General features: G+C 53.9%; 10 protein-coding genes. All 10 read right to left on the bottom strand.

All coding sequences use genetic code 11. The annotated features are described in order from the left end of the window. Positions 1 to 58 precede the first annotated feature (58 nt). The 10 genes from K7H08_RS12245 to K7H08_RS12200 all read right to left on the bottom strand — a co-directional run bounded on the left by K7H08_RS12245 (position 59) and on the right by K7H08_RS12200 (position 13399). A complete protein-coding gene (locus K7H08_RS12245; RefSeq protein ID WP_231658119.1) occupies positions 59 to 637 on the bottom strand; it encodes a hypothetical protein in 579 nt (192 codons plus the stop codon). Then, positions 634 to 2844 carry a flagellar biosynthesis protein FlhF gene (gene flhF / locus K7H08_RS12240; RefSeq protein ID WP_231658117.1) on the bottom strand — a complete coding sequence of 737 codons (2211 nt, stop codon included), beginning with the start codon at positions 2842 to 2844 and terminating at the stop codon, positions 634 to 636. Before flhF ends, K7H08_RS12245 begins: the two co-directional genes overlap by 4 nt. A gap of 52 nt (positions 2845 to 2896) precedes the next feature. Next, positions 2897 to 4981 (bottom strand): flagellar biosynthesis protein FlhA, encoded by a 2085-nt coding sequence (flhA, locus tag K7H08_RS12235; protein ID WP_038480238.1) that lies wholly within the window; start codon positions 4979 to 4981, stop codon positions 2897 to 2899. Continuing rightward, a complete protein-coding gene (flhB, locus tag K7H08_RS12230) occupies positions 4978 to 6144 on the bottom strand; it encodes a flagellar biosynthesis protein FlhB (protein WP_038480234.1) in 1167 nt (388 codons plus the stop codon). Before flhB ends, flhA begins: the two co-directional genes overlap by 4 nt. A 117-nt stretch (positions 6145 to 6261) precedes the next feature. Further along, a complete protein-coding gene (cheZ, locus tag K7H08_RS12225) occupies positions 6262 to 6957 on the bottom strand; it encodes a protein phosphatase CheZ (RefSeq protein ID WP_038480231.1) in 696 nt (231 codons plus the stop codon). A gap of 42 nt (positions 6958 to 6999) precedes the next feature. Next, on the bottom strand, positions 7000 to 7389 hold the full coding sequence (gene cheY, locus K7H08_RS12220) for a chemotaxis response regulator CheY (protein ID WP_009097747.1): 390 nt from the start codon (positions 7387 to 7389) through the stop codon (positions 7000 to 7002). A 109-nt stretch (positions 7390 to 7498) separates the two neighbouring features. Further along, positions 7499 to 9181, bottom strand: a complete 1683-nt coding sequence (locus K7H08_RS12215; protein ID WP_231658115.1) for a methyl-accepting chemotaxis protein — start codon at positions 9179 to 9181, stop codon at positions 7499 to 7501. Positions 9182 to 9217: 36 nt separating this feature from the next. After that, positions 9218 to 10279 (bottom strand): protein-glutamate methylesterase/protein-glutamine glutaminase, encoded by a 1062-nt coding sequence (locus K7H08_RS12210; protein ID WP_231658113.1) that lies wholly within the window; start codon positions 10277 to 10279, stop codon positions 9218 to 9220. An 88-nt stretch (positions 10280 to 10367) separates the two neighbouring features. Continuing rightward, on the bottom strand, positions 10368 to 11240 hold the full coding sequence (locus K7H08_RS12205) for a CheR family methyltransferase (protein WP_038480220.1): 873 nt from the start codon (positions 11238 to 11240) through the stop codon (positions 10368 to 10370). Beyond that, complete coding sequence (locus K7H08_RS12200) at positions 11237 to 13399, bottom strand: methyl-accepting chemotaxis protein (RefSeq protein ID WP_231658112.1); 2163 nt, start codon at positions 13397 to 13399, stop codon at positions 11237 to 11239. The genes K7H08_RS12205 and K7H08_RS12200 overlap by 4 nt, the downstream gene beginning before the upstream one ends. Positions 13400 to 13413: the final 14 nt, after the last annotated feature.

Genomic DNA, 13413 nt, shown 5'->3' with positions numbered 1-13413 from the left:
CTTATAGAGCCGCTTGATAGCCACTGTTAAAGCACGGCCACATGGCGTCAGGCTAGCGTCATCGCGCCAGCAGTAAAAGCTCTATATCCAAGTAATAGCTGGCTGCTTCGCGCAGGTTATCGAGCAGACCTCTGCGCGGCAAGTTTGGCTCGTGCAGTGCTAACAGCTGCCTAGGGCCACCGTTCTCCTGCACTTGCCGAAGCGAGCGATACATCTGTGCGAAAGCATCGGCATCGCTATTAATCCATAGCGCCCAACGCGGAAAGCGCTCTTTCAGTTGGCCAAGATTAGCGGCATCCGCATTGACGATGTGAATATCCCAATCATCCGGGTCGCCAGCCCAACGTCGCCCCAGCACAGACCATTGGGCTAGGCGCCCTTTTACTCTTGCCACCTGCTGATCGCCACCGTTAGGCATACCGATCACGATAAGCGGCTTTTGCGGCACCGAGGGCGGTGCAGTGGTTTGCGTTTGGGCAGCAGTTGGCGGCACCGTCAAAGAGTCGGTCATAGCGGTCAGTGACTCAGCCGCAGGTTCGTCTCCCGTGGGGTCACTCTCAACTGACTCTGCTTGGCGCTGCTGGCGCTGTAAATCTGCCCACTTGCGCAGGCCCGCTGCCTGATCCTGGGCACTCATACCAGCCCCTCACGGCTAACGCTGCTGAGTTGACGAATGGCGTCACGGGCCATAAACACGTGAACAAGCGCATCTAGCATCGCCGTGTCGCGCCGCTTACGCGTGGTGCCCAATAACCTTAACAAATCGGAACGCAGTGCTATCGCAGCGTCATCATTGGCGATATCTAAGTGTCCCGCTGCTGCGGCGATACCGCTGGCCATCAATAAGCGAACCTCCGTGCTTACTTCGCCATCATCCGCATCTTTCAACTGCTGCCAAGCGCGTTTGGTTAGGCTAGACACCCCTTCGCTTTGCAGCTGGATAACCAGAAGCGAACGCACATCTGCACCTAATCGGGCAGGCGTTAACCAGTAGCGGCGCGCGATGCGTTTGCCATTTTCTGGATCGCGAACTTCACCAACCCATGCCAACAGCGGTGTACCAGCGGCGTCCTCTACAGCGATATGGGTATGCCACAGCTGCACTGTTTGCCCACGAAAACGCAGATCAGTGTGATGTGTGAGCGGGCTATCTGTGAACAGCTGGCGCAGGACATAACGCTCGCCCTGACAGCATACCCGCTGAGTGGCAGCTACTAGCGTGATCCAGGTCAAGTGTTGGGCTTCTAGCCACGCTAACGTGGCGGGGTCGGGAAATACGGGGAGCAGATGTACGGCGGCCCCCAGCGTTTCGCCCTGGCGCAGCAGCCGTGATTGCCAGCCTGCGGGCTGACGGTGCTGTAGGCTGGTTAGCGCTAGCCAACCGCCATCGGCGTCTAGCCCAAGATCGGGCATCGACCAGTCACAGCCTCGCTCATTACGGCGGGGAGACCATGCCATGCCCAGCCCCTTATCCGCGCAGGGCTCGCTAGCCAGTAGTGCATCCAAGCGTTTGTCTTGCACCACGCCCGGTAAGGAGGCGATATCCCATACCGACTCTAACGCTGAAAACCCAATAATCCTTTCACGCAGCCGCGTCAGCACAGAGCTGAGGCGGCGCCCTTGCCCCAGCACGTCTCGCGACCAGCGCGGCAGACTCACCGAGTGAGGCTGCGAAGCGGAGATCGAAGATCGCCCTTCACGCACTCTTCCCAATGGGGTATTAAGCGCTTGATCGATCAGCGCAGCAGGGTCCGCAACCGCCATATCTTCTGGAACACGTTGCCCGTACGAACCAAATAACACCCGCAAGCCATGGCGTATGACAATATCTAGCACGGGGGCTAACCGGCCAGCTTCGTCCTGCTTGGTAATAATGCAATCATCTAACTCAGCGCCAGCCGCCCGTGCGGCTTGGCGATAGCGCAACACGACCTCTTCCAATGTTTCAGGCTGGCTAGCTGCATTCAACAGCAGCACTAAGCGGACGGACGCTTGCCCACCCTGCAAATGGGCAATTTGCTCAATCACACGCTGGTCACGCTGACTCATACCGACGGTGTCGATAATCACCCACTGTTTACCCTGCAATCGTCCGACCAGCTCATCAATCGGTTGCTCGGCGTCTAGGGCATACATGGGGGTATCAAGCAGGCGGGCATAAATTCGTAGCTGTTCGTGGGCACCAATACGAAAGCTATCAGTGGTGACAAGGGCCACAGGGCGCGTACCGTGGCGCATCACGAAACGTGCTGCTAGTTTCGCAGTGGTGGTGGTTTTCCCCACCCCTGTTGGCCCCACCAGCGCGACAATTCCTGCTTGATCGAAAAAGCCGGTTTCTTCTTTCAGTACGGGTAACCGCGCCATTAGCTGCCCACGAAGCCACTCCATCGCAAGCGCGCTATCGGCATCCGGCTGAGCCAATGACGTCGGCAGCGCCGCCAGCACCTCGTTGCTTAGCTCCTCGCTGAAACCAACGCTAAGCAGGTGCTGGCGCAAACGGGAGAGAGGGTCGTCAGTGGTGGCAGAGACGGGCGCATCGGCAGTTGGCTGCCGCTGGGAAAGCAGTTCCCGCATCTCTTGCATCTCGCGCAGCAAGCGTTCACTCATTGCCTGCAGCGGATCTGAATCTTGCGCTGAAAAGGCGACTTGGGGAGCTGGAGTAGGTGGAGGTGGCGACGTAGAGGAAGGTTCAAAATGATCGACCGCTTCATCCGCCATCGCCAATATTTCAACCCCACCCTCGGTACGGCGATTGGCGACAATTAAAGCGTCATCACCTAATGTTTCGCGCACTTGGCGCATCACATCGCGGCTGTTTGCTCCAACAAATCGTCTCACGCTCATGCTTTACCTGCGCCTCTTCTTGATCGCTTGGAACGGATGTCCTGCGTCAGTCTCATCCTCGCCCTCCGACTACCGTAGTGACTCGTAACGTACGGTCATCCGGTATTTCTGCTTGAGACATCACCACCAAATGACGCACGCGCCGACGTAAGAAACGTGATAGAACAGCACGCAGCGAATGTTGTACGACCAGCACCGGTGCTTCACCGCTACCTTCATGACGCTCCAGGGCCTCTTGTGCCTGTGTCATTAGCGTATCAGCAAGCCCCGGCTCCATCGCACCGTTACCATTCATGGCCTGCATAAGCACTTGCTCTAACTGGGCATCGAGTCCCATCACGTTGAGCGTTTCCTGGCCGGCAAACCACTGCTGGGTAATCGCTCGACCCAAGGCAATGCGCACCAGTGCGGTCAGTTCATTAGCATCTTTTTGCTGCCCAGCATGTTCTGCCAGAGTATCCAGCACCGTGCGCATATCGCGTATCGAGACATCTTCATCGAGCAGATTCTGCAAAATACGCTGCAGTACGGTGAGTGAAATGGCTTTCGGCACCACCTCTTCGACTAGCGACTTTTGATCCTCGCCCAGCTTATCGAGCAGCTTTTGCACTTCTTGCCGCCCCAGCATTTCTGGCGAGTGGCGATGCAGCAGGTGGTTTAAGTGAGTAGCAATGACCGTACTGGCATCCACCACGGTATAGCCGTACACCTGGGCATGTTCACGCTGATTGGCATCGATCCAGATGGCGGGCAAACCAAAGGCAGGGTCTTGGGTGGGCGTTCCCTGCAATTCGCCTGATACCTGACCTGGGTCGATTGCCAGCCATTTGCCCGGCTGTGCATCCGCACGGCCAATTTCAGCCCCCTTCATAGAGAGTACGTAGGTATTCGGCGGCAGTTCCAGGTTATCGCGTATATGCACCACGGGCGGTAAGAACCCCACCTCTTGGGCAAACTTCTTGCGCACACTTTTGATCCTAGCCAGCAGCTCCCCTTTCTGTCGGGAGTCCACTAGGGGAATAAGCCGATGCCCCACCTCAAGCCCCAGCGTATCAACCAGTTGCACATCTTCCCAACTGGCTTCCGGTGACTCTTGCTGGGGCAGTGGCGCTGCTGAGATTTCCTCTTTTACCAACGCCTGCTCTTTTTGGCGAATCAAATACCACGCCAAGCCCGCCAGTAGTGCTGTAAAAATCAGAAATACCAGGTTTGGCATCCCAGGCACCATGCCCAGCAGCCCCATCACCATCGCAGAGAGGATCATGACCTGAGGGTTAATAAATAGCTGGCTGATCATTTGCTGACCAACATCCTGGTCAGTGTTGACGCGCGATACAGTGACACCGGCGGCGGTTGAAATCACCAGCGCAGGGATCTGGGCCACCAGACCATCGCCAATAGTTAGCAAGGTATACGTACGGGCGGCATCAGCAAAACCCATATCGTGCTGCATCATACCGATCAATAACCCACCGATGATATTGACCACCATGATGACCAAGCCAGCCATGGCATCACCACGCACAAACTTGCTCGCACCATCCATAGAGCCATAAAAATCTGCTTCCTGGGCAACTTCAGCACGCCGCTTTTTAGCGTCCTCTTCACCAATCAGGCCTGCGTTCAGGTCCGCATCAATCGCCATCTGTTTGCCAGGCATGGCATCTAGCATAAAGCGAGCGCCCACTTCGGCAATACGCCCAGCCCCCTTGGTAATAACCATGAAGTTGATGATCACCAGGATCAAAAAGACCACCAGACCAACGGCAAAATTACCGCCGACCAGGAAGGTACCAAACGCTTCGATGACTTTACCGGCCGCATCCCCGCCTTGGTGGCCTTCCATCAGTACAACACGGGTCGAGGCCACATTAAGCGATAGCCGTAATAGCGTGGTAAACAACAGCACCGCGGGGAAAGCGGCAAAATCGAGTGGCTTTTCTGCAAACATGCTGACCAGCAGCACCATGATGGCCAGTGCGATATTGAACGTGAACAGCAAATCGAGCGCGAAGGGCGGCAAGGGCAGAATCATCATGCCCAAGATCATCAAAATCAGCAGCGGCCCTGCGAGCAGCTTCATGCGCACATCGCCCATCCAATCGCGCTGATTGATCAATTGGGTTAAGCCTTTCATGATTGCGCCTCACTGCCACCGGCATCTCGATTGGAACGTTCCATTTCGGGAGGGACCGATAAATTGTCTGGGGTTGGGGGCACCTCGCCTCCTTGTTGTGCGACCTGCTTCAAGCGGTAAGCCCAGGCCATCACTTCAGCCACTGCGGTATACAGTTCCGCAGGCACTTCAGCGTCTAAATCCACGTGATGATACAGGGCGCGCGCCAAGGGAGCGGCCTCCAATCGCGGCACACCGGCTTCCAGGCCTATTTCGCGGATACGTGCGGCCACTGCATCGGCCCCTTTGGCTACTAGCCGCGGGGCGCCCATGCTACCTTCCTTGTACGCCAGGGCCACCGCATAGTGGGTTGGGTTGGTGATAATGACGTCGGCGTCAGGCACTTTACTCATCATCCGCCCTCTGGCCATTGCTTGCTGCTGCTGGCGAATACGCCCCTTGACGTGGGGGTCGCCTTCCGACTCTTTATGCTCTCGCTTAACCTCTTCCTTGCTCATACGCAGCTTTTTCGCATTACTCCAAAGCTGAAAAGGCACATCAATTAAGATAACCACCACTAGCGATAAAACGATCAGACCAGCGGCTAGCGCTGACATATTCAATGCGCTTGCCAATGCTTGTTGAATGGGCTGATTCATTAGCCCCATAAACTTACCAAGGTTGGCGTACAGAAACGCCGCTGCAATGCCACCGACCAGGATTGATTTGGCAATCGCTTTGGTTAATTCAATCAATGCCTGCGACGAAAAAATACGCTGCAACCCTTTTATTGGGTTTAGCTTTGACAGTTTGGGCTGCATTGATTTTGCTGAGACTAGCCATCCCCCTAGTAATGCGGGTGCGACCAGGGCGATCACCGTCAACAGTAAGAACAGCGGCAGCATTGCAAATAGTGTGCGCTGCCCCAGATCCAGCGCATTGACCAGCATCGGGGTACTTTCCATGGCATGACGGCGCTCGAATAAGAAGGCCTGCTCCATCACCATGCCCAACTGGTCATAGAGCATTTGCCCCATGCTCCACAGCCCGATCACACCGCCTAATAGCAGCAAAAAGGTCGCCAGTTCTCGAGACCGGGGTACTTGGCCTTCTTCCCGGGCTTTGTCTAAGCGTCGGGGTGTGGCCTCTTCCGTCTTTTCCTGATCGCTGTCGTTATCTGCCATGCGGCCATCCGGCGGTATATTGCGTGGCTTATCATAAATTCAGCCGCCCCGAGGGACGGCTGAACAAATGCCTATAGTGCCAGATACTGCCTTTCACAATGTCTTAATAACAACGCATTAAAAGCCTAATTCGTCCAATAAGTCGTCGACCTGATCCTGACCAGTAACGATGTCAGGCGCATTGTCCTTCACCTGAGGACCATTCAACAGCTCTTCATTACGACGTGCGTTGTCATTTTTCCATTGGTCTTCTGCCTTACGCTGCATCGATTCACGTACGTGAGCACCCGGCACGTTATCGATCAGCACTTGCACCAACTGATGCTCAATTTCTCGGATGACATCCATCATCTTTTTGATGACTTGGCCGGTAAGATCTTGAAAATCCTGAGCCATCATAATATCGAGCAGCTCTTTATTTGTCGCTGCAGCGATGGTTGGCACATCACTTAGATAGGTGCGTGTTTCTTTTACCAAGGCTTTGGCATCATCCAACTCTTGGGGCGCTTCAAACCACTCTGCCCAACGCTTATCGAGCGCTTCAGCACGGTCAGAGAGTTGGTCTTGCAATGGCTGAGCGCGATCAATAGCGTTTAATGCACGTTCAGCTGCCTGCTCAGTCATGGTAGCGACGTAATGCAACCGATCACGCGCGTCAGGAATTGCTTCCGCTGCTTTCTCGATCTCTTTATCCAGACCCAGCTCTCGCATGTTGTCGCGTAACATGCGGGTAAGTTTGCCGATGCGAAAGATCAGGTCTTCAGCGGCTTCCTCAGATAGCTGGGTAGCGCTATCCTGCTCATGCTGACTCATCGTGTTGTCTCCTCGTTAACCGAGCACTCAGGCGCAGCCGCTTCATTTACCCATCTTATCGAAGATTTTGTTTAGCTTTTCTTCGAGTGTGGCTGCTGTAAACGGCTTGACGACGTAGCCGTTAGCGCCCGCTTGAGCGGCCGCGATGATGTTCTCTTTTTTGGCTTCCGCGGTCACCATCAATACGGGTAGCCCTTTCAGTGCTTCATCCTGGCGGATCTCTTTAAGCATTTCTAAGCCGTCCAGGTTTGGCATATTCCAATCAGATACGACGAATTCGAAGTTACCCGCACGCAGCTTATTCAGCGCGTCCTGACCATCTTCTGCTTCATCAACATTGGTAAAACCTAGCTCTTTCAACAAGCTGCGAACGATCCGACGCATGGTGGGAAAGTCGTCCACTACCAGGAAACTCATGTTCTTATCGGCCATTGGTCATCCTCTCAATCAAATTATTTCTAAAATAACGATGCTTAAAAACAGTCCTTAAAGCAGTTCTTAAAACCGTCCTTAAAACCGTTCTTAAAACGGCTATTAAAACCTAGAACGCTTCCCACTCGTCGTGATGGCTAGGCTCTGGGGTTCGACGAGTGCGGGGCGCAGTGGCTGCCGGCCTGGCAGCAGGCACGTTTACTTGGTTACTCGCTGGCAGTGCTTGACGCTGCACTCCCGCTTGGCTGGTTAACAAAGCAAAGACAGCCACCGCCTCTTCTAACTTATTTGCTTGCTCTTCAAGCGACATAGCCGCCGCGGAGGCTTCCTGAACCAGTGCTGCATTCTGCTGGGTCACTTCATCCATCTGCCCTACCGCTTGGCTTACCTGCTCAATGCCATCGCTCTGTTCCTGAGACGCTGCAGAAATCTCATCCATAATATCGGTCACCCGACGGACAGCCGTCACCACGTCGGACATAGTGGTGCCCGCTTGTTCTACCAGCGTAGAGCCTTGCTTGATTTGTGCAACAGAGGCATCTATCAGTGTTTTGATCTCTTTTGCCGCATCGGCACTGCGGCTGGCTAAGTTGCGAACCTCGCCTGCCACAACGGCAAAACCACGCCCTTGCTCGCCAGCGCGGGCCGCCTCTACCGAGGCATTGAGTGCCAAAATATTGGTTTGAAAGGCGATAGAGTCGATCACACTGGTGATATCTGCCACTTTTTGGGAACTGGTAGAAATACCGTGCATGGTCTGCACTACCTGCTCAACTACTTGGCCACCTTGCTCGGCAGTGGTAGAGGCATCTGCGGCCAGCGTGCTTGCCTGACGCGCATTGTCGGCATTTTGCTTAACCGTTGCCGTCATTTGTTCCATGCTGGCGGCCGTTTCTTCGATCGAAGCAGCCTGCTGCTCAGTGCGTGATGACAGATCCGCATTGCCACTCGCTATCTCTCGAGTGCCGTGATGGATTTCACTACTGCCTTCTCGAACACGTGTCACGATCGCCGTCAGGTTTTGCTGCATCGTGCCCATCGCTGAAAAAAGACGCCCCACTTCATTTTTGCCTGATGCGGGAACGGGTTCCGTTAGGTCAGCCTGAGATATTTTGTCCAACCGTCTTACGGCATCATTCAACGGCGCGATGACCGTACGGCGTAATGCTATATAGATGAACGCAGTCACCAATAGCGCAATTGCCACGGCAAGCGCATTGACTAACATAAACATATCGCCTTGCGCTTCAGCGTCGCCACGAATGCTATCTACCCGCTGAAAACCATACTGCACGAAAGCCGTCGCGCTATTGGCTAAATTGTTCAAAGGCTCAACCAGCTCGCCCCGAAGTCGATTAAAAGCATTGATGTCCATGGTTTCGAACGTCGCATGCTGCTGTTTGACCAAGGCCAGTACTGCGCGAAAGTCATCTATCAATGCCTCGCCCAATGCGTCGCTTGTCGTCGCAGCGAAGCGTTCAAAACGCTCTTCGGCACGCGCAATTCGATCCAGAGCAATGTCGACCTGGGCATTGGATTGGCGTGTTTGACCGACCATTAAAAAGTTGGATGCCGTTTCCATGGCCAGCATTGCCTGGTTGAGCAATGAGTCAGCGCGATTAATCTCGTTGAGCTGACTATTACTGATGAGGCTATAGGTTGACAGGTTGGCCTGAGCATTACGATCTGCCATAAAACTGATACCAGCTAACACCACTATCAGCATGACAAAGCTAGCCAACGCGGCAATAACGGCAGAGTGAATACTGATATGACGCAGTGAGCGTGTCATTTTTGTCCCCTTTTTTTATTTATGCGCAATGGGGTGTTATACCCGCTGAGCACGCCCTGAAGCGGCAATTAAGGCCATCAACCGCGATGGAATATCATCTAAAGCAACCACTTCTACGGCTCCCCCGACGGCGATGGCTTCTCTTGGCATACCAAACACCACACAGCTTTCTTCATTTTGCGCAATGGTGGCTGCCCCAGCTTCACGCATTTCAAGAAGACCTACAGCGCCATCCTTGCCCATGCCGGTCAAAATCACCCCAATGGCGTTTTTACCCGCATGCTTGGAAGCAGAGTGAAACAGCACATCAACAGAGGGACGATGACGATTCACCGGCGGGCCATCATTTAAGCGCACGACATAGTTAGCACCACTGCGGACAAGCTCTAGGTGCTGGTCGCCTGGGGCAATGTAGGCATGGCCTGGCAAGACACGCTCGCCATCGGTGGCTTCTTTTACGCTAATTCGGCATAGCCGATCTAGCCGCTCGGCGAATGAGCGGGTAAAACCACCGGGCATGTGCTGGGTAATCAAGATAGCTGGCGAATTCGCCGGCAGTGGTTCGAGCACTGACCGGATCGCTTCTGTGCCGCCGGTAGAAGCACCAATGATAATCAGCTTTTCACTCGACACCATGGGTGCTTTTAGCTGTGTCGGTGGCGGCGCATTTTTATGGCGAGCTTGGCGAGGACGCGAGCGGGCCGCGGCGCGAAGCTTATCGGTAATTTCAGCTGCATACTCCATCATGCCGCTGCGAATACCCAAGCTGGGCTTGGCCACAAAATCCAATGCGCCTAACTCTAACGCACGCAGAGTAATCTCTGAGCCGCTCTGGGTCAGTGATGACACCATGAGTACCGGCATAGGGCGAAGCCGCATTAACCGTTCAAGAAAATCAAGACCATCCATCCGCGGCATTTCTACGTCCAGTGTCAGCACATCAGGATTGTGTTGTTTGATCAGATCCCTCGCAGCAATGGGGTCTGGCGCGACGGCGACGACTTCCATATCCGGCTGAGAGTTGATTATTTCCGTTAACAAATCACGAATCAGCGCCGAGTCATCAACGCACAACACTTTGATTTTGGCTGCGCTCAAAGCACGCCTCCTTTATGACGGTAGCCACCTGTGTGCCAACCCACTCCGCTAAGGCGATTGCCCAAAGGAGTTAACGCACGTAACCGATTTATTTTTTTGCGAGGGTATAAACCGTTTGCCCACGCAGCTTGAATGCATCGCTGATATACGAAAAATTTTCCGAGTGTCCCGCAAACAGTAACGCGTCTGGCTTCATTAGCGGAGCAAACCGTTTTAGAATCTTAGCCTGGGTATCTTTATCGAAATAAATCATGATATTGCGACAAAAAACGGCATCGAAAGGGCCTTTTACCGACCACTGGGGCGCCAGCAAATTAAGCGGCAAAAACTCCACCAACGATGATACTTCTGGCCTTACGCGTGCCAAACCTGCATGACTACCGGTGCCTTTCTGGAAAAACCGCTTAACCCGCCCTTCCTCTAACTTACGCACCTGTTCAAGCGGGTAAATACCGGCACGCGCTTTGCTTAGTGCGTCGGTGTCAATATCAGTGGCAATGACTTTGGCCTGGGTAGCTTTTGGCCCCAGTGTTTCTAACAGCGTCATTGCAATCGAGTAGGGCTCTTCCCCTGTGGACGCCGCTGAGCACCAGATAGTCACGGGACTTTGCTGTTTCTTAATGTGCTCAGCTAATAGCGGAAAGTGATGCGCCTCACGAAAAAAAGCGGTGAGATTGGTGGTTAAGGCATTGGTAAACGCCTCCCACTCTTTAGCGTCTGGCTGACGCTCCAACCGAGACAGATAGTCGGTAAAACGTGTAATACCATGGTGACGCAATCGCTTGGCTAAGCGGCTGTAGACCATTTCACGCTTATGCTCAGCCAGCACTATTCCGGCGCGCTGGTAAATCAATTCCCGTATACGCGCAAAGTCGGCATCGGTTAGCACAAGATCACGTTCGATCTGCCCTCCCGATGCCCACTGGCCGACATCAACTCCCCGCTCGCGTTGGTCGATCAAAATTCTTCCCACTCCTCTACTGCGGCCAGCTGCCGTGTGGTTGGCGACGAAGGCGGTTTAGTTGGGCTATCTGGGAGCTGAGCTCGCGATCGATAGGCAGTAGGGGCTGTACTAAGCGCTGTTGTTGGCGAGTTCTGATGGTTCAAACGAAACGCCTCAACAGACAGGGCTAATAAGCCCGCTTGCTGCTCTAATGCCACAGCGGCACGTGCTGTTTCCTGGACACGAACGGCATTCTGCTGTGTCGCTTGATCCATTTCGGCAACGGCTTGATTCACCTCCGCGATACCATGACTCTGTTCTGCTGACGCTGACGAAATATCATGCATGATCTGGGTAACATTGCGCGCCGCATCGGCAACCTCACTAATCGCTACTTCGGCTTTTTTGACCAGCCCAGCCCCCACATTGACTTCTTGATTAGAACCATCAATCAGCACACGAATCTCTTGAGAGGCGCTTGCGCTTCTTCCTGCCAGCTTACGCACTTCTTCAGCAACCACCGCAAACCCACGACCATGCTCCCCGGCCCTGGCAGCTTCTACCGATGCGTTGAGCGCCAAGATATTGGTTTGGAAAGCAATCGAGTCAATCACATTGATAATGTCAGTCATTTTTTGCGAGCTTTGGGTAATTCGCTGCATATTCTCGACCAACTGCGACATGAGCTCTCCGGTTTGGGTCACTTGCTTAGCATTGTTATCGGCAAGACGACGCGCTTCTTGAGCGTTATCGCTGTTTTGACGCACGGTCGTGGTCATTTCTTCCATGCTGGATGCGGTTTGCTGTAGCGATGCTGCCTGTTGCTCGGTACGAGACGATAAAGCCTCATTACCGCTGGCAATATCCCGAGCAGCAGGTGTAACCACATTAATACCGCCTTTTACATCGCTAATAATGCTGCTCAAACTTTTCCGCATAGTGTTCAGCGATTCCATCAGCATCCCAACTTCATCACGCTGATGGGGAGGCACTTTAGCCGCTAGGTTTCCACCCGCGATTTGCAAGGTAAAGCGAGACGCGCTTTTTAGCGGCCGAACAATGGAACGTAACGTCATCACCCCAAGCAGGATAAGCGCCAGTACGCCAACACCTAGCACAGCGGCTTGAGCGCTTAGCATGCTGGCTTGACCTTGCTCAGCATCGGCAGCCATCACCTCGGCGTCAGCCTGTTTTTCGGCGATGAGCTGGTTCACCATCGACGAGAGTTCGCGCCCTTCGTTATTCATTACACTGATGACCGCGTCCAAACCGGTGAACACTTGATACGTGTCTTCTGCTTGCAAGACGGTTTCCGCCTGGAACATGCCATTGTCTAAAAAGGTTTGCAGCTGAGCGTTGAAGGAAGTGGCAAGCGCTGTCGTGTTGACATCACGGGAGTAGTATTGCTGCCAAGCGGACTCAATCGTCGCCGCGCTATTGGCAATCATGTCCCCCATCTCAAAGCGCTGCTGAATCAGCTCCATACGCTCTGGTTCAATCATGGCCTGGCGCGTTTGCGCGATGGTCTGGTCTATTTGCTGTAAGCGAATAACGTCTTGCAGGCCATCATTATTAAGCGTCGCTAGCCGCTCTCCTGCGACGTTAAGGCCATACAGCCCAAGGCCACCACTCACCAGCAGCAGCGCGCCAGCGACGACAATCATGCCAATCAATTTAGCGCGCAGAGTATCTAGTCGTATCCGTTTTAAGCGTTGAGTTAGGCCTTTCTTACGCAACCGCCCCTTGTCTAAATAGAGCTGTTTGTTACGGCCTTCACGTATTTCAGCGTAGGCCTGTTCCGCTTGGGCAATCGCCTCTCGGGTTGCCTGCACCCTGACAGAGGCATAGCCAACGACGTGGTCGTCTTCAATAATCGGCGTTACGCTGGCACTAACCCAGTAGTGGTCGCCATTCTTACAACGGTTTTTAACCAGCCCTCGCCATGTTTCACCGCTTTTCACGGTCTGCCACAGGTTTTCAAACGCCGCTGGCGGCATATCCGGGTGCCGTATCAAGTTATGGGGCGCACCTATCAGCTCTTCTTGCTGGAAACCACTTATCTGGATAAACGCTGGGTTTACATAGGTAATACGCCCTTTAAGATCCGTGCGCGAAACGAGGAAATCATCACTCTGAAGTTCAACTTCACGCTGAGTGACTGGCTGGTTATTACGCATCCGCATACCTTATT

Source organism: Halomonas sp. IOP_6 (assembly GCF_021151565.1).
In the GTDB taxonomy this organism is placed as follows: Bacteria; Pseudomonadota; Gammaproteobacteria; order Pseudomonadales; family Halomonadaceae; genus Vreelandella; species Vreelandella alkaliphila.
Note: the sequence above shows the minus strand (reverse complement) of the source record. Positions and strands in the feature narration are given on the sequence as shown.